Here is a 17,206-nt window from a genome sequence, read left to right as displayed (position 1 = left end):
ACCTCGCGCGAGGTTGCTGGGCCGCCGTCAGGTAGTAAGGGGAGCAAGTCAGTGGGGGAAGTCTAAGTCGGTGAGGACCTTCTCGAAGACTCCGAGTCCGCGCTCGAGGTCCTCTTCGCTGATGTTGATCGGCGGGACCACGTGCAGCCGGTGGTAGTTGTTGAACGGGATGACCCCGTGCTCTTTGAGCGCCGCCACCACCGAGGCGACCTCAGGTGAGCCGCCGCCGTAGGGGGCCAGCGGTTCCTTGGACTCCTTGTCCCAGACGAGTTCGATCGCCCAGAACGCTCCGGTGCCGCGGACCTCGCCGACGTGCTTCGAATTCTCCGCAATCTGCCGCAGACGGGGGCCGATGATCGTCTCTCCGATATGGGCGGCGTGTTCGATCATGCCCTCATCGGTCATCGCGTTGATCGTCGCGACCGCCGCGGCGCAGGCCAGCGGGTGCCCGGAGTAGGTCAGACCGCCGGGGTAGACGCGTTCGGCGAAGGTCTCGAAGATCGCGTCATTGATGACGACTCCGCCCAGCGGCACGTATCCGGAGTTCACTCCCTTGGCGAAGGTGATGAGGTCGGGCACGATGTCGAAGTGCTCGAAGGCGAACCACTTGCCCGACCGTCCGAATCCTGCCATCACCTCGTCGGCGATGAGCACGATCCCGAACTCGTCGCACAGCGCCCGCACACCCTGCATGTACTCAGCAGAGGGCACCATGATGCCGGCGGTGCCGGGAATGGATTCGAGGATGATCGCCGCGATCGTCGCCGGTCCCTCGAGTTCGATGGTCCGGCGCAGGTGCTGCAGGGCGCGTTCGGTCTCTTCGGCCTCGGTGGCGGAGTGGAACTCCGAGCGGTAGAGGAAGGGTCCGAAGAAGTGGACGACCCCCGATTCTCCGGTCTCGTTCTCCCACCGGCGCGGGTCACCGGTGACGTTGACGGCCGTCTGGGTTCCGCCGTGGTAGGACCGGTAGCGGGCGAGCACCTTCGTCCGTCCGGTGTGCAGACGGGCCATCCGGATGGCGTGCTCGTTCGCATCCGCGCCGCCGTTGGTGAAGAACACCCGGTCGAGCCCGGCAGGGGTGCGATCGGTGATGAGGCGAGCAGCCTCGGAGCGGGCGGCATTGACGGTGGCCGGGCTGATCGTGCACAGCACATCGGCTTGGTCCTTGATCGCGGCCACGACGGCCGGATGCTGGTGGCCGATGTTCGTGTTCACCAGCTGCGAGGAGAAGTCGAGGAACTCCTGCCCCTCACCGTCGATGACCGTCGATCCCTGTGCGCGGGCGACGGTCGGCGGGTCGATGAGTCGCTGTGCCGACCACGAATGGAAGACGTGCGCGCGGTCGAGCTCCCGGGCTCGGGCGGATTCGTCTTTGAGCGCTGCCAGATCGGCGTCGCTGAGGTGGTGCACCATTGTCACCCTTTCACTGAAGTACCGGGGATGAGCGCGGAATCCGCGCCCGTGGGCTCATCGTAGAACACATTCGACTACAGTGACGAGCATGTCTTACAGGACCATCGTCAGCCCCGTCGAGGCCGAGATCGAGATCAAGAGATCCCGTTTCCTCGCCCGTCTCTGCCCTGCCGCGGATGAGGCCGAGGCGCGGTCCGTCATCGCCGAGGCGCGCGCCGAGCATCCGAAGGCCCGCCACCACTGTTCGGCGTTCGTCCTCGATACCGATTCGCGCACTCAGCGCTTCAGCGATGACGGGGAACCGGCCGGCACCGCGGGCGCTCCGATCCTCGATGTCGTCACCGGTCATGATCTGACCTTCGTCGTCGCCGTCGTCACCCGGTATTTCGGGGGCACCCTGCTGGGCGCGGGCGGGCTCGTGCGCGCGTACGGTCAGGCCACCTCGGCGGCCGTGGAGAGGGCCCGGATCGTCACCCGTCGTGAGCGCGTACCTGTGTGCGCACACGTCGACTATGCCCAGGCCAACGCCCTGGAGCGGGCGGCCGGGAACCGGGGGTGGACGACGCGGGCCGACTACGGCGGTGAGGTCGGACTCGACATCCTCGTTCCCCTCGCCGAGGTGGCCGATGCGCAGGCGATGTACGCCGACCTCACCGCCGGTCGGGCAGAGCCCGAGGTCGGTGAGGTCGAATGGGTGTGAGGCCGGGGATCGACGCTCGGATCAGCGAGAGCTGATCAGTCGAGCGCGGCGATCTTCGCGACCTGGGCGTTCGTGAGCATGACGAGATCCTCCGGGCGGATCTCGATCTCGAGACCGCGACGGCCGGCCGAGACGAACACTGTCGAATGGTCGAGCGCTGTGCGGTCGACGACGACCGGCACGGCATGGCGCTGTCCGAACGGAGAGACTCCGCCGACGGGGTAGCCGGTGCGACGTTCGGTCTCGGCGACGCCGGACAGCTGGGCCTTCTTCGCTCCGCGCGCGGAGGCCAGGGCCTTGAGGTCGAGCTGACCGGAGACGGGGACGAGCGCGGTCACGGGCTGCCCGTCGACCTGGATCATCAAGGTCTTGAACACCTGGTCGGAGCTGACTCCGAGCTTGTCTGCGGCCTCCGGACCGTAACGGCGGGTGGCGGGGTCGTGGTCGAAGCTGCGCAGGCTGTAGTCGATGCCTGCCAGGTTGAGCACTCGCACGGCCGGGGTCGCCGCGCTGGAAGTCTTGGATGCAACTGTCATAAGGGGGTAGTGCCTCCTGCCCGCAGGTCAGCGGGGCCAGGAGGCGCAGCTTTCACGGCTCCGTGTCCCCGCAACGATACGGACGGAATGTTGTATCGGTGCTGATAGGTACCCGCCCACAATAGGCGAAGTGGGCTTTCGGACGCCAATTCCCGTGACGTCAAGTGACTCGCCGGTAAGCCCGTCAGCCCCTGCGGCCGGGGAGGTTCAGCCCCACCCGAGCTCGTGGAGCCGGTCATCGTCGAGACCGTAGAAATGGGCGATCTCGTGGACGATGGTGATGACGATCTCCTCGCGCAGGTGATCGATATCCTCGGCGAAGTCGATGAGGTTCTCGCGATAGATGAAGATGTTGTCGGGCATCTCGAACCCGGCGACCCCCCGCTCCCCGATCGGTGTGCCCTCATAGAGGCCGAGCAGGTGCCGGTCACCGTCCTCCGGCCGGTCCTCGACGAACAGGGCGACATTGTCCAGCTGTTCGGTCACCCCGGCCGGCAGCAGATCCAGGGCTTCGCCGAGGATCGCGTCGAACTCCTCTTCACTCAGGGCCTCCATGCCTCCCACTCTAATAGCCCCGATCCCCTCGCCGAGGCGGCCGCACGAAACGTCGAAAAGCGCCGTTTCCGCCGTGTGACCGAGGACACCCCTTCTCGTTTTGCATTCCGCGAATCGGGTGGGATAAGCTTAACGTCGTTGCCCACGGGGAATCCGAGGACAACCTGGGCCCCCATCGTCTAGAGGCCTAGGACACCGCCCTTTCACGGCGGCGACACGGGTTCGAATCCCGTTGGGGGTACGGTGTAGGATCGTAAGGTCTTCCATCACAACAGCAAGGCCCTGTGGCGCAGTTGGTTAGCGCGCCGCCCTGTCACGGCGGAGGTCGCGGGTTCGAGTCCCGTCAGGGTCGCGGAGCATAAGGCTCTTCTTCGGAAGAGCCTTTGTTTCTCTCGGCATACTTGATGAGTATGTCGGCGGCTCGGCTCTGTAGCTCAGTTGGTAGAGCGTTCGACTGAAAATCGAAAGGTCACCGGATCGACGCCGGTCGGAGCCACAACACGGAAGCCCCGCTTCTCCAGTGAAAACTGGGAAGCGGGGCTTCTTCGCGTCTGCGCGCACCTCTTGAAATCCCAACCGACTGGAGTAGGTTGAAGATGAGTTCGATGACCCGCCCACGTCGTGGTGGCGCAGGGTGAAAGGAGAGCACGATGACGAACAATCCGACGATTCAGGAACTCAGCCACGAGGACAGGGCTTTCCCACCCCCAGCGGACTTCGCCGCCGCAGCCAATGCCCAAGCTGTCGAATACGAGAAGGCGGCCGCCGACCGCATCGGCTATTGGGAGGAACAGGCACAGCGCATCAGCTGGGAGACTCCCTTCGACACGGTCCTCGACTGGTCGGAGAAGCCCTTTGCGAAGTGGTTCGTGGGCGGACGGCTCAATGCCGCATACAACTGTGTGGACCGACATGTCGAGAACGGCCTCGGCGATCGCGTGGCCTACTACTTCGAAGGCGAATCCGGCGACACCCGCACCATCACGTACTCCGATCTGCTGCGCGAGGTCTCGAAGACCGCGAATGCCCTCACCGAACTCGGGGTGGGGACCGGCGACCGCGTCGCGATCTACATGCCGATGATCCCCGAGACGGTGTTCGCCATGCTCGCCTGCGCCCGCCTCGGCGCCCCGCACACGGTCATCTTCGGCGGCTTCTCCGCCTCGGCGATCGCCGATCGCGTCAAGGACTGCGGAGTCGAATTCGTCATCACCGCCGACGGCGGCTATCGCAAGGGCAAGCCCTCGGGTCTCAAATCCGTCGTCGACGAGGCGATGGACGACTGCCCCGAGGTGCGCAATGTCCTCGTCGTCCGCCGCACCGGCCAGGAAGTGGACTGGAATGACGACCGTGATCTGTGGTGGCACGAGGTCGTCGATCGACAGCCGGAGACCCACACCGCGGAGGCCTTCGATGCCGAGCATCCGCTCTACATCATGTATTCCTCGGGCACGACCGGAAAACCCAAGGGCATCATGCACACCACCGGCGGCTACCTCGTCGGGACCTCGTTCACGCATTGGGCGGTCTTCGACATCAAACCGGAGACGGACGTCTATTGGACGGCCGCGGACATCGGCTGGGTGACCGGCCACTCGTATATCGTCTACGGTCCGCTGGCCAATGGGGCCACCTCGGTGCTCTATGAGGGAACCCCGGACACACCGCACCGGGGACGGTGGTGGGAGATCGTGCAGAAGTACAAGGTCTCCATCCTCTACTGCGCGCCCACGGCCATCCGGTCGTTCATGAAATGGGGTCGCGACATCCCCGCCCAATACGACCTGTCCAGCCTGCGACTGCTCGGCAGCGTCGGTGAGCCGATCAATCCCGAAGCGTGGATGTGGTACCGCGAACACATCGGTGGGAACCGCTGCCCCGTCGTCGACACCTGGTGGCAGACGGAGAACGGCAGCATCCTCATCAGTCCCCTGCCGGGCGTGACCGAGACGAAGCCGGGTTCGGCGATGCGCCCGCTGCCCGGCATCGTCGCCGACGTCTACGACGATGAGGGCAATTCCGTCGAGCCCGGAAACGGCGGCTACCTCGTCATCAAGGAGCCGTGGCCGTCGATGCTGCGGACCCTTTGGGGCGATGAGGAACGGTTCAAGAAGACCTACTGGTCGCAGTACCCCGACGTGTACTTCGCCGGGGACGGGGCGAAGATCGACCGCGACGGCGACTTCTGGGTCCTCGGCCGCGTCGACGACGTCCTCAACGTCTCCGGGCACCGGATGTCGACCGCGGAGATCGAGTCCGCCCTCGTCGCTCATCCGAAGGTCGCCGAGGCGGCCGTGGTCGGGGCGAGAGACGAGATGACCGGTCAGGCGATCGAGGCATTCGTCATCCTCAGGGAGAGCGCGGACGACGGCGGGGACGATGTCGTGGGTGAGCTGCGGTCTCATGTGCGCTCCTCGATCGGCCCGATCGCGACTCCGCGCTCGATCATGATCGTGCCCGATCTGCCGAAGACCCGGTCGGGCAAGATCATGCGTCGACTGCTCAAGGACGTAGCCGAGAATCGCGAGGTCGGCGATGTCACGACTCTCGCGGACTCCTCGGTGATGGACCTCATCCAGAAGGGGATGAAGGAGAGCTGACCTCCCCGGGCGACCGGCGATTGACGAACCCGCCCTTGCGTGACCTACAGCACACTGATGTACTGTTGAGTAACATCTCGTGGGACCCGCTTGGGCGGGTTCGTTTCGGAACCGACGGCACTGACACCCAACTGCAAGGACGCATAGACATGACGCGTGGAACGACGATCGCCGGCAGCCGCACCCTCATCACCGGGGCCGGAAGCGGAATCGGTCGGCTCATGGCTCTCGAAGCCGCTGACCGCGGAGCCGCCGAAGTCATCATCTGGGACCTCTCGACTGAAAGCGGTGAGGCTGTCCGCCAGGAGATCGAAGCCAAGGGTGTTCGCGCCCGCGCCTACTCCGTCAACGTCGGAGACTCCGCTCAGGTCGCGTCCATCGCGCAGGACGTCGGCGACATCGACATCCTCGTCAACTGCGCCGGTGTCGTCACCGGAAAGAAGCTCCTCGACGCCGACGAGGCCGCGATCCGACGCACCTTCGACGTCAACACCCTGGCCCTGTACTGGACGACGAAGGCGTTCCTGCCCGGCATTCGGGCACGCAACCACGGTTCGATCGTCAATATCGCCAGCGCAGCGGGTCTGACCGGTGTGGCCAAGCAGACCGACTACTCGGCGAGCAAATGGGCCGCTGTCGGCTTCACCGAGTCGCTGCGGGGCGAGCTGCGCGCAGAAGGCAGCCGAGTCAACACCCTCGTCGTCTGCCCGTTCTACATCAACACGGGGATGTTCGCCGGCGTCCAGACGAAGTTCCCCCGTCTGCTGCCGATCCTCGAAGAGAACAACGTGTCCACTCAGGTCATCGACTCGATCGAATCCGGTCGTGAGCAGCTGGTCATGCCCTCACTCGTCCGGTTGGTCCCGGGCGCCCGTCTCCTGCCGACCCGCGCGTTCGACAAGGTCATGGACTTCCTCGGCGTCAACCAGACGATGGACCACTTCACCGGCCGGACCGGCAACGGCAGCTTCCGCAGCCGTCGTGCGGCACGCAGACGCCAGCCGGCAGGAGTCTGAGTCAGACTCACCCGGTGCGTCCCCGCCGCTCCCGCGCTTCGGGTCCACAATGGGAACAGGGGTACACGGGAAGGAGCCGCCATGGCGATGACCGATCTCGTTCTCGAGGGCGGCGGGGCGAAGCTGCCGGGACTGGTCGGCGCGGTCGAAGCCCTTGCCGACGGCGGCTATGACTTCCATCGGATCGCCGGCACCTCGGCCGGGGCCATCGTCGGCGCGCTCACCGCGGCGGGCATCGGCCCACAGAGACTGCGAGAGAGGGTCCTCGAACAGGACTTCACCGAGTTCGAGGACCTGCCTCCTGCGTTCCGCCTCGTCCCCTGGCTGGGCAGAGTGCAAGGACTGCTGGTGCACAAGGGGATGTATGTGGGGCAGGCGCTCCACGATTTCCTCGCCACGGCACTGGCCGATCAGGGAGTGCGCACATGGGGTGACCTCAAACTCGACGATCCGGGCAGCGCGATCCCACCTGAACGGTCATATCGACTCGTCGTCATCGTCTCCGACGTCTCCCGCGGCCGCATGCTCCGCCTGCCCTGGGACTACGACGAGGCCCTCGGCGTCGATGCGGACAGTCAGTCCGTCGCCGAGGCGGTGTGCGCCTCGGCGGCCAGCCCGTTCTTCTTCCGGCCGCGGGCTCTGCCTGCCCAACCGAGTGTTGCCGGCGGGGACTCCGTGCTCGGGGCCGACGGCGGCCTGCTCTCGAATTTTCCCGTCGATGTCTTCGACCGCAAGGATGCGTTTCCGGCGCGGTGGCCGACCTTCGGTGTGATGCTCTCGGCCCGGCAGACAGCGGCCGCGGAATGGCGGCCCAACGCGACGACGTACCAATACGCGAAGTCCGTGCTGTCGACGATGATCAATGCCCACGACCGGAGGCACATCGATGACCCCTCGGTGACCGAGAGGACGGTGTTCGTCGACACCACCGGACACAGCAGCACGGACTTCGCCCTCACTGACGATGACAAGCTCGACCTCATCTCGTCGGGCCGAATGGCCGGAGAGAAGTTTCTGGCCCAGTGGGACTGGCAGGAGTGGAAGGACCGTTTTGACCGGAAATGATCCTGACCCCCATGGCCTGCGACCGAACGACGTGTCAGAATGAGGGCCCGACCTGATTGCGAGTGAAGGAGAGATCATGAGCGAGTTCGACGCGGATGCAGCAGACCGGCTGGAAGACGACCCCATCCTCGATGATCCCGAGCTCGACGAACCGACGGCCGATGAGTTGGATGATCCCGAACTCAGCGCCGCCGAGGCCGAGGCCGACCAGGTCGACGCCGACTCCGACATCGATTCAGACATCGATGACGAACCCGGCGAAGCCCCCGTCGAACCCGGTGCGGAGGGGCCCGAAGGGACCGGCATCGAAGGCGCCGACGATGTGCTCGTCGACGACGCCGGCTGGGAAGACGAGAACGAGGCCCCCGACCTCTCGGACGAGTTCAACACCGATCAGTCGCCCGCAGCGGAACAGGGAAACCGCGTCGGCGACGAGATGGTCTCCGACGGCGATGACGACTTCGAGGTCGCCGAGCTCGACGGGGATGACCTCGATGTCGATGCCCTGGCCGATGACGGGACCGAGCAGGTCTCGGTCATCGACGGCATGCCCGAAGTCATCGACGACTCGTATCAGGAGGACTGAGGCCGGTTCAGGTCGGAGAACGCCTGGTAGGACAGCACACTCGTGATCTCCGCCGGCTCATCGCCATCGAGGACGGCGAGCGACCGCATCGCTTCCGACATCGCCGCCCGGTAGAGCAGCGATCCGGTGCTGATCCGCCCGACCCCCGCCTCGGCGAGGATCGACCCTGGATATCGCGGACTGGCCAGCACATTCACCGGGACCCGGCTGTGGCCGGTGATCGCCTCAACTGTTGTGAGGTCGAGGTCCCCTGGGACGAAGACGCCATCGGCACCGGCAGCGGTATAGGCGTCGATGCGGCAGATGACCTCGCCGAGGCTGTCCCGGCCGAGCCAGAATGTGTCGATCCGCGCGTTGACGAACAGAGCGGGGAAAGCTTCCTTGAGCGCCGTCACCTTGGCCGCGAGGACTCCGGGCTCGGTGGGCAGGCCGCGGACTCCGGGAATCTCCTCGTCATGTCCTCATCGTAGGCCCGGGTCATTTCGGTGATTCCCGAAATGACCCGGCTTCGCGTTCTGCCGCCCAGCCTGGACTGCACCACGCATGGCCTAAGGTTGAGGGCGGGAGTTTCCGTCCGAGGTGAGGGGGCATGCGTGGCCGAATTGACAGAGGGCACCGAGGCGGCCGACCGACTCGAATCCGCACTCACCGGCCGAATCGATTCGTCCACCCTCGACGAGATCGCAGCACTCGCCCGGCAGGTGCCGCGTGCCGAGATCGGCCGCCTCGTCCACACCTCGACTCCGCTGCAGTCCGCGATGCTCTTCCGGGTGCTGACGAAGGAAGAGGCCCTCGATGTCTTCGAGGATCTGCCTCCGGCGTACCAGGCCGAACTCATCGGCAACCTCCGCGAACCCGAGGTTGCCGACATCGTCGACGGCCTCGACCCCGATGATCGGGCCGAACTCTTCGGAGAGCTGCCCGCCGGAGTCGCCAGTCGTCTGATGAAGGGGCTGACCCCGGACGAGCGGGCGATGACCTCGGCCGTCCTCGGCTACCCGAAGTCCGCGATCGGCCGCTACATGTCGCCGGAGGTCCTCGGCATCCACGAGGATTGGACGGCGGCTGCCGCGATGGAGGTCGTGCGCGCCCGCATCGACGGACCCGAGACCGTCTACCTCCTGCCCGTCGTGGGACCCGGCCGGGTGCTGCGCGGAGTCGTGTCCCTGCGCAACCTCATCGCCGTCGACGAGGACACGATCATCGAGGACATGGTCCGCGACTCGATCAGCACACATGCGCTGACCGACCGTGAGGAGGCCGCTCGCGAGTTCCTCTCCCACCGGCTCATCGCGATGCCGGTGACCGACCAGGAAGACCGCCTCGTCGGCATCCTCACCATGGATGACGTCCTCGACATCATCGACGAGGAGGACGCCGAGGACATCGCCCGCGGTTCCGGCACGGAACCGTTGGATCGCTCCTACCTGTCCTCGACCATCATGCGTCTGGTCAAGAGCCGCATCGTGTGGCTGCTCGTCCTCGCCGTGTCCGCGATCCTCACCGTCCAAGTCCTCGAAGTCTATGAGGACCGGCTCGATCAGGTCGTCGTCCTCGCCCTCTTCATTCCCCTGCTCACCGGTACCGGCGGCAACACCGGCAACCAGGCGGCCACCACCGTCACCCGGGCCCTGGCTGTCGGAGAGGTGCGCATCCGAGATCTCGGCCGCGTGATCTGGCGAGAGCTGCGCGTCGGGGCGCTGTTGGGTGCGGTTCTCGGCGTTCTCGGTTTCTGCGTCGCCGGCCTCGTCTACGGCTGGGCGATCGGCCTGGTCATCGGGCTGACGCTGCTGTCGGTGTGCATGATGGCCGCAACAGTGGGCGGACTGATGCCGATCATCGCGAAGAAAGTCGGGGCCGACCCCGCGGTGTTCTCCAACCCGTTCATCTCCACGTTCTGCGATGCCACGGGTCTCATCCTCTACTTCACGATCGCCACCGCAGTCCTCGGCCTGAGCTGATGACGCCTGCTGGGCCACCGCCTCAGCCCGACCAGGCCTCCCACAGTAGCGCGTAGCGACCGCCTGCGGCGACGAGGTCGTGGTGGGTGCCTTCCTCGACGACGCGTCCGTGCTCCATGACGAGGATCCGATCGGCTTTCTCCGCTTGACTGAGCCGGTGCGCGACGATGAGCGCGCCACGGCCGGCAAGGGCCGCCTCGGCGGAGGATTCGAGGGCATGGGCTCCGGCCGATCCCGCCTCGGCGGTGGCTTCGTCGAGGATCGCGAAGTCCGGGTCGGCCAGGACGAGGCGCGCCAGAGCGAGCGTCTGCTCCTGGACCGCAGACAGACGGACCCCACCCTCCCCGATCTGCGTGTCGAGGCCGTTGGGCAGGGATCGCGCCCAGCCCGCACCGACCGCGGTCAGGGCGGTGCTGACGTCGTCATCGGTCGCATCCGGACTCGGCAGGGAGACGTTGTCGCGCAGGCTGCCGGAGAAGGTGTGGACCTCCTGCGCGACCATGGCGATGTGCCGGCGCAGCGCGGATTCCTCCAGCGATCCCACATCCACCCCGTTCGCCGAGGCGACCCCGCCGTCGGTCAGCCGTGCCCGTCCGTGACCGGGGGTGGAGAGTCCCGCGGCGATCTTAGCCAGCGTCGTCTTCCCGGCACCGGTGGTGCCGACGACGGCAACATGCTCACCAGGGGCGATGCTCAGGTTCACGTCGCGCAGCACGTGATTGTCCGTATCCGGGTCCGCGTCGTAGCTAAACCACAGATCCTCGAGCACGAGCCACGGGCCGGCGGGAGCGGCCCGGGTCGATCGGCTCGGCGCGGTGGTTGCCTCGTCGATGACTCCGACCATGCGGGTCAGGGAGGCCCCGGCCGACTGGACCTGGTCGAAGAGCCCGACGAGGGCGCCGATGGGGTTGAAGAGGCGGTGGAAGACCAGAGCCGCCGTGGTCACGGCTCCGGCAGTGGACTCGCCGAACCAGACGAGGGCGAAACCGGCGATGAGCAGCAGGGAGAGCACGACCGCCTCAGCGCGATTGTTGCGGCCGAAGGCGCGGGTGAGGAACCGGAAGACGTCGATCGACAGGCCGCGGGCGTGCGCGGAAGCGGAGTCGATGCGACGCATCTCTCCGGCCTCGGCGCGGTAGGCGCGCAGGGTCGCACCCCCGGTGAGCCCGCCGAGGAGACGCCCGGCACGCCGGCCGAAGGCTGCGCGTTCCTCCTTGTAGATGGGTTCCGACCGGGGCAGATACCAGCGCAGGGTGAGCCAGTACATCGGCACGGCGACGAGCCCGACCAGCCCGAGGCGCCAGTCGATGGCGGCCAGACCTGCTGCTGAGACGAGGACGACGAGGAGGGATTCGACGACGAGCGGCAGCACTTGGGCGGCGGCCTCACCGATCTTCCGGGAGTCATCGGCGACGCGGGAGACGAGGTCTCCGGTGCCGGTGGCCTCGATCCGCTGGGATTCGAGGGTCAGGGCTGAGTCGACGACTTCGGTGCGCAGTTCGGCGACGACGGGCATGGCGATGCGGGCGAGCGCCCAGGCACCGATCCACGTGCCCGCGGCCCTGACGATGCCGGCGATCGCGACGGCGACGGCGCACGTCCAGACGAGTTCGGGGCCCGCTCCGGCGGGGAGTTCATCGACGAGGCGGCCGATCGCCCACGGTCCGACGAGTCCGGCCCCGGCATTGGCCAGTCCGGCGATGACGAGGAGGACGATCCAGCCGGTTCTGCGGCGCAGCAGCGGAGCCAGATGGGCAAAGGAGCGACGTCGGGAGGCGATCGTCAGGGTGGTCTGCGTCGGCGTCGTCATCGGGTCACAGCATCTTTGTAGGCGTCGGCGCTGTCCGTGTCTGCCTCGAGCAGGTCGGCATGAGAACCGATGAGCAGCGGGCCGGACGTCGGGCGATAGACGACGGTGTCGGCGGCGGCGAGGAAGGCCGGTGAGGAGGTGAGGATGATCGTGGCTCGATCCCGTGTCCGGCGGCGCAGGCGGCAGAGTCCGTGGGCGATCTTCGCCTCGGTGACGGCGTCGACGGCGGTGGTGGGTTCGACGAGGACGAGGATCTGCGGGTCGGCGTTCAGTGCACGAGCCAGTGCGACGCGCTGGCGCTGACCGCCGGAGAGGTTCCCGCCGAGCTCCTGGATCCGGTGGTCGAGTCCCCCGTCGACGAGGTCGAGCAGTTCGTCGGCTCCCGATGCTTCAAGCACCTCGGCCGGGATCGGCGGGTGATCGGTTGCGCGGTCGGTTGCGCGGTCGGCGGTGTCTGGACGGTCGTCGGCGACGACCATGGTGATGTTCGATCCGATGGTGCCTTCGAACAGGTCGACGTCGTGGGGTGCGACGAGCATCCGGGCGGGGCCGAGGGTCCGGGCGTGGGAGGTCAGCTCAGCCAGCAGCATGGCTGCGTCCTCGGCATCTTCGGAGACGATGCAGGTCAGTGTGCCGCCGGTCGTGGTGAGTTCGCCGGATTCCGTAGTTGCCGGCCATCCGGTGATGGTGATCCCGGTTTCGGTGGTGGTGACGCTGGGGCGGTTGTCGGCGGTGTTACGGGTGGTGGGGGCCGCCTCGGTGATGGTGTGGGTTCCATCGCGGGCGTCGTCCGGAGTGTCGATGTCGCCGAGCAGGCGGGCGATCCGTTCGGCTGCGCCGTGGGATTGGGCGAAGAGGCCGACGATCTCGGCGAGTGCGCGCATGGGTTCGGTGAGGAAGGCGGTCATGCCGAGGATGCCGATGAGCGCCCCGACGCTCATCTGACCGTCGATGAGGCGCAGGCCCGCGACGATGAGGACGATCGCGAGCACCGCGGACATCACGAGTGCACCGAGCCCGGCCAGGCGCCCGGTCCTCTCACCTGTGGCGATGCCTGCGTCGGCGGCCGCATCGGAGGTGGCGCGGTAGCGACGCACCGCCCACGGCTCCCCTCCCATCGCCTTGATCACGCGCAGTCCGTGCATGAGGTCGGACGCCGAGCGTCCCGCGGAGGCGACGGCGTCGAGCTGGGCGGTGGCCTTTGCGGACACCGAGCGGCCGGGCAGAGCGACGATGATGAGTCCGATGGGCACGGCGACGAGGACGACGAGTCCGGTCACGGGGTCGGCGATGAGCAGGAAGACCGCCGCGGTGATCATGCCCAGCACCGAGGCGATGCCGCGGCCGGCCTGCTGGAAGGACATGGCAGCGGTGTCGGCATCGGCGGAGGCGATCGAGAGCACCTCCCCCGATGTCCGGTCGGGTGGCAGGTGTGATGCGGTCAGGGCGGCGTGAGTGATCTCGACGCGCAGGGCGTGGGCTTCGTGTTCGCGGGCGGCGTTGGACAGGCGCGCGCCGAAGCGGTAGCCGAGGCTGAGGATCGTGAAGAGGAGACCGAGGCCGAGGACCGAGACGATGAGTCCGGGCAGCGAGAGCGGGATGATCGCGCGGTCGACGATGATGCCGATCGCCACCGGGACGAGGGCTTCACAGACCTGCCACAGTGAGAGCGTGGCGGCGCCGCCGAGCAGAGGGCGAATACGCCGGCGGGCGGATCGGCGCAGCAGCTGCGCCCCGGTTTCAGGGGTCTTCGGCACGAAGGCTACCCTAACAAATTCGGTGGGGCGGCGGGGCGGCTGGACAGCTGACTGCCAGGGCGGGACCCTAGGATGATTCCATGACTTCTCCGATCGATTTCGGCATTCCCGACCTCACCGGGCGTACGGCCCTCATCACCGGCGCGAACAGCGGACTCGGCCGGGTCACTGCCCGGGTTCTGGCCGGTCGAGGAGCTCATGTCGTCCTGGCCGTGCGCAACCGTGCGAAGGGTGAGGCCGCCGCAGCGACGATGCCGGGCAGCACCGAGGTGCGCGACCTCGACCTCGCCGACCTGCCCTCGGTGCGCGACTTCGCGGCGGAATTCACCGCACCGGTCGATCTCCTCATCAACAATGCCGGGATCATGATCCCGCCTCTGTTCCGGACCGTCGACGGATCCGAATCGCAGTTCGGGACGAACCACCTCGGCCATTTCGCCCTGACGAACCTGCTCCTGCCGCAGGTGCGTGAGCGCATCGTCACCGTCTCCTCGATTGCTCACCGGTTCGGCACGATCGACTTCGACGACCTCCAGTGGAGGCGGCGACCGTATCGACCGATGGCCGCCTATGGCCAGTCGAAGCTGGCGAATCTGCTCTTCGTCTCCGAACTCCAGCGCCGATTGTCCGAACGGTCGTCACCGGTGATCGCGACGGCAGCCCACCCGGGAATGGCGGCGACGAACCTCTTCTCCTCCAGCGATGACGGCTCCTTGGAGGCCCGAGTCAGCCGCGCGTTCACCCGGGTGGTCGCCCAGAGCGAGCAGAACGGGGCACGGCCGATCCTCTGCGCCGCTGTCGCCGACCTGCCCGGAGACAGTTACATCGGACCGACCGGTCCGTTCGAGATCCGCGGAAAACCGGGGTTGGCATCCCGTTCGGCGAGGTCCACCGACACCGAGGTGGCTCGCCGACTATGGGCGGTCTCCGAAGAGCTGACCGGGGTCGCTTTCCCGCAGGTGTGAGGCCTGCACTTCCCCGCTTCAGATCAGCGGAATGCCTGCTGACCGGTGATGTGGCGGCCGAGGATGAGGGTGTGGACCTCGTCGGTGCCTTCGTAGGTGCGCACGGACTCGAGGTTGTTCGCGTGCCGCAGAGGTGAGTATTCGAGGGTGATGCCGTTGCCGCCGAGCATCGTCCGGGCCTCACGGCAGATGGCTATGGCTTCGCGGCAGTTGTTGAGTTTGCCGACGGAGATCTGCACGGGTTCGAGCGTGCCGGCGTCCTTCAGGCGTCCCGTCTGGATGGCCAGGAGGGTGCCCTTCTGGATTTCGAGGGCCATGTTCACCAACTTCTCCTGAGTGATCTGGTAAGCGGTGAGCGGCTTGTCGAACTGAAGGCGGTTCTGCGCGTAGTCGAGCGCCACTTCGAAGGAGTCGCGGGCCGCGCCCATGGCGCCCCACATGATTCCGTAACGGGCCTCGTTGAGGCAGGAGAACGGACCCTTCAGTCCCGTGACCTCGGGCAGGACCGCCTCGGCGGGCAGTTCCACGTCTTTGAGGTCGATATCGCACTGGATCGACGCGCGCATCGACAGCTTCTGCTCGATCGGAGTGGCGGTGAAGCCGGGAGCATCGGTGGGCACGAGGAAGCCGCGGATGCCGTCGTCGGTGGCTGCCCAGATGACCGCGATATCGGCGATCGAGGCCAGGCCGATCCACCGTTTGGCACCGTTGAGCGTCCAGGAGCCATCGGAGTTGCGAGCAGCGGTGGTGGCCATCGAGGCGGGGTCGGATCCGGCGGTCGGCTCGGTCAGCCCGAAGCAGCCGATGATCTCACCCTTGGCCATGCCGGGCAGGTAGCGGTTCTTCTGCTCTTCGGAGCCGAATTTGTGGATGGCCGACATCGCCAGCGATCCCTGCACGGAGACGAAGGTGCGCAGCCCCGAGTCGCCGGCTTCGAGTTCGAGGGCGGCGAGACCGTATTCGACGGCTGAACGTCCCGGGCAGCCATAGCCCTGAAGGTGCATGCCGAGGAGGCCGAGCTCGCCCATCTCACGCACGATCTCGGTCGGGAAGATCGCGCCTTCGTACCATTCGGCGATGTTCGGCCGGATCCGCTCGTCGACGAAGGTCCGGACCTTCGCGCGCAGCGCCAGCTCTTCGTCGGTGAGGAGCCCGGTGAGGTCGAGCAGGTCGGAGGGGTCGACGGCGGTGTCTGCGGTGGCTGCGGTGGCTGTGGTCATGAGGGTCTCCTGGGACGTCGGGTTCGTCTTCAAGATTGCCATCGGAATTACTCAGAGTCCAAGAGGTAATATCATGGTGATTATTTGCAAATTTTTATCAATCTGGGCGGTGGGTGTAGGTCATGGAATTCAGGCAGGTCACGGCGTTCCTCGCCGTTGCCGAGGAACTGCATTTCGGGCGGGCTGCAGAGCGGCTGCACATCGCGCAGCCCGCGCTCAGCCAGATGATCCGTGCGCTCGAGAAGGACCTCGACGTCGAGCTGTTCGAGCGGACGACGCGGCGGGTCCGACTGACGCCGGCGGGTGAGGCGCTGCTCGAACCCGCAGCGGCGATCGGGACCCAAGTGGACGGGGCTCGGCGCATCGCCCGGGCAGCTCAACAGGGTCTGGCGGGCCGGGTCCGCATCGGATTCGGCGGCACGAGCGGCTACTCCATACTCTCCCAACTGGCCCGCGAGGTCGGCGAGCGGCACCCGGGCATCAGCCTCGACCTGCAGCCGCAGATGTACTGCGGGGAAGCCGCGATCGCGCTGCGCGACGGGGAGACGGATCTCGCGATCATCAGCCCGCCGGTGCCGGCCGGCGTCGAGGTCCACGTCATCCGGCAGGAGAGCGTCATGATCGCCATGCCCTCGGCGCATGAGCTGGCCGAACGGGAGTCGGTGAGCATGAGCGAACTCGCCGGTCAGCCGTTCATCTCCTATGCACCGTCGCACGGATCCCAGGTCAGAGAGGTGATGATGCGACTGGCCGACGACGCCGGATTTCTTCCGCAGGTCGTCCAGGAGGCACCCGATCCCTACAGTCTTCTGGCTCTTGTGGGCGCGCAGGTCGGTATGGCCGTCGTCGTCGAGTCCTCGGATCACATCCGCATCGACGGGGTGCGCTATGTTCGCCTCGCCGAGGGCGGAGATTCCTTCACCCTCGCCCTCGGCTGGCGCCGGAACAACCCGTCCGAAGCACTGGCGCGAGTCCTCAACATCGTCCAAGAACTCTTCCCCTCCCCAATTACTACCTGACGG

15 protein-coding genes and 3 tRNA genes are annotated in these 17,206 nt (G+C 66.6%); 11 read left to right on the top strand and 7 right to left on the bottom strand.

All coding sequences use genetic code 11. The features are described from left to right. Positions 1-48: 48 nt before the first annotated feature. Positions 49-1,413: an aspartate aminotransferase family protein gene (locus AD89_RS0116425; protein ID WP_025780608.1), complete on the bottom strand. Its 1,365-nt coding sequence runs from the start codon at positions 1,411-1,413 to the stop codon at positions 49-51. A gap of 88 nt (positions 1,414-1,501) precedes the next feature. Here AD89_RS0116425 and AD89_RS0116420 point away from each other — a divergent pair, with 88 nt between their 5' ends. Further along, positions 1,502-2,113: an IMPACT family protein gene (locus tag AD89_RS0116420; protein ID WP_035321282.1), complete on the top strand. Its 612-nt coding sequence runs from the start codon at positions 1,502-1,504 to the stop codon at positions 2,111-2,113. A 35-nt stretch (positions 2,114-2,148) separates the two neighbouring features. On the opposite strand, the gene ybaK is transcribed toward AD89_RS0116420, so the two are convergent. Continuing rightward, positions 2,149-2,649 (bottom strand): Cys-tRNA(Pro) deacylase, encoded by a 501-nt coding sequence (gene ybaK, locus AD89_RS0116415; RefSeq protein WP_025780606.1) that lies wholly within the window; start codon positions 2,647-2,649, stop codon positions 2,149-2,151. Between the two features lie 207 nt (positions 2,650-2,856). Continuing rightward, positions 2,857-3,204, bottom strand: a complete 348-nt coding sequence (locus AD89_RS0116410; RefSeq protein ID WP_025780605.1) for a metallopeptidase family protein — start codon at positions 3,202-3,204, stop codon at positions 2,857-2,859. 168 nt (positions 3,205-3,372) lie between these two features. Between AD89_RS0116410 and AD89_RS0116405 the strand changes: the two genes are divergently transcribed. The 7 genes from AD89_RS0116405 (at position 3,373) to AD89_RS0116375 (ending at position 8,471) form a co-directional block, all read left to right on the top strand. Next, positions 3,373-3,445, top strand: a tRNA-Glu gene (locus AD89_RS0116405). A 37-nt stretch (positions 3,446-3,482) separates the two neighbouring features. Further along, positions 3,483-3,556, top strand: a tRNA-Asp gene (locus AD89_RS0116400). A 71-nt stretch (positions 3,557-3,627) separates the two neighbouring features. Beyond that, positions 3,628-3,700 (top strand) — tRNA-Phe (locus AD89_RS0116395). Between the two features lie 154 nt (positions 3,701-3,854). Beyond that, entirely contained in the window at positions 3,855-5,804 is a 1,950-nt protein-coding gene (acs, locus tag AD89_RS18920) for an acetate--CoA ligase (protein WP_035321279.1), read from the top strand. Positions 5,805-5,953: 149 nt separating this feature from the next. Then, positions 5,954-6,820 carry an SDR family oxidoreductase gene (locus AD89_RS0116385; protein WP_025780604.1) on the top strand — a complete coding sequence of 289 codons (867 nt, stop codon included), beginning with the start codon at positions 5,954-5,956 and terminating at the stop codon, positions 6,818-6,820. Positions 6,821-6,901: 81 nt separating this feature from the next. Then, a complete protein-coding gene (locus AD89_RS0116380; protein WP_025780603.1) occupies positions 6,902-7,885 on the top strand; it encodes a patatin-like phospholipase family protein in 984 nt (327 codons plus the stop codon). A gap of 76 nt (positions 7,886-7,961) precedes the next feature. After that, the gene (locus AD89_RS0116375) at positions 7,962-8,471 is read left to right on the top strand and encodes a hypothetical protein (RefSeq protein WP_025780602.1); all 510 of its coding nucleotides are present in this window, start codon (positions 7,962-7,964) and stop codon (positions 8,469-8,471) included. Here AD89_RS0116375 and AD89_RS0116370 read toward each other — a convergent pair. After that, complete coding sequence (locus AD89_RS0116370) at positions 8,459-8,866, bottom strand: isocitrate lyase/phosphoenolpyruvate mutase family protein (protein WP_025780601.1); 408 nt, start codon at positions 8,864-8,866, stop codon at positions 8,459-8,461. The genes AD89_RS0116375 and AD89_RS0116370 overlap by 13 nt on opposite strands. Before the next feature lie 198 nt (positions 8,867-9,064). Here AD89_RS0116370 and mgtE point away from each other — a divergent pair, with 198 nt between their 5' ends. Next, positions 9,065-10,432: a magnesium transporter gene (gene mgtE, locus AD89_RS0116365; RefSeq protein ID WP_025780600.1), complete on the top strand. Its 1,368-nt coding sequence runs from the start codon at positions 9,065-9,067 to the stop codon at positions 10,430-10,432. 22 nt (positions 10,433-10,454) lie between these two features. Here the strand turns inward: mgtE and AD89_RS0116360 are convergent, their stop codons facing one another. Beyond that, positions 10,455-12,242, bottom strand: a complete 1,788-nt coding sequence (locus AD89_RS0116360) for an ABC transporter ATP-binding protein (protein ID WP_025780599.1) — start codon at positions 12,240-12,242, stop codon at positions 10,455-10,457. Next, on the bottom strand, positions 12,239-13,999 hold the full coding sequence (locus tag AD89_RS0116355; protein ID WP_025780598.1) for an ABC transporter transmembrane domain-containing protein: 1,761 nt from the start codon (positions 13,997-13,999) through the stop codon (positions 12,239-12,241). The genes AD89_RS0116360 and AD89_RS0116355 overlap by 4 nt, the downstream gene beginning before the upstream one ends. An 80-nt stretch (positions 14,000-14,079) precedes the next feature. Between AD89_RS0116355 and AD89_RS0116350 the strand changes: the two genes are divergently transcribed. Continuing rightward, the gene (locus AD89_RS0116350; RefSeq protein WP_025780597.1) at positions 14,080-14,964 is read left to right on the top strand and encodes an oxidoreductase; all 885 of its coding nucleotides are present in this window, start codon (positions 14,080-14,082) and stop codon (positions 14,962-14,964) included. 23 nt (positions 14,965-14,987) lie between these two features. On the opposite strand, the gene AD89_RS0116345 is transcribed toward AD89_RS0116350, so the two are convergent. Continuing rightward, the gene (locus AD89_RS0116345; RefSeq protein ID WP_025780596.1) at positions 14,988-16,184 is read right to left on the bottom strand and encodes an acyl-CoA dehydrogenase family protein; all 1,197 of its coding nucleotides are present in this window, start codon (positions 16,182-16,184) and stop codon (positions 14,988-14,990) included. 122 nt (positions 16,185-16,306) lie between these two features. Between AD89_RS0116345 and AD89_RS0116340 the strand changes: the two genes are divergently transcribed. Beyond that, positions 16,307-17,203 carry a LysR family transcriptional regulator gene (locus tag AD89_RS0116340; RefSeq protein ID WP_025780594.1) on the top strand — a complete coding sequence of 299 codons (897 nt, stop codon included), beginning with the start codon at positions 16,307-16,309 and terminating at the stop codon, positions 17,201-17,203. Positions 17,204-17,206 lie beyond the last annotated feature (3 nt).

The sequence above is a fragment of the Brevibacterium sp. VCM10 genome (genome assembly GCF_000583215.1).
GTDB classification, from domain to species: domain Bacteria; phylum Actinomycetota; class Actinomycetes; order Actinomycetales; family Brevibacteriaceae; genus Brevibacterium; species Brevibacterium linens.
This window is presented reverse-complemented; position numbering and strand designations above follow the sequence as displayed.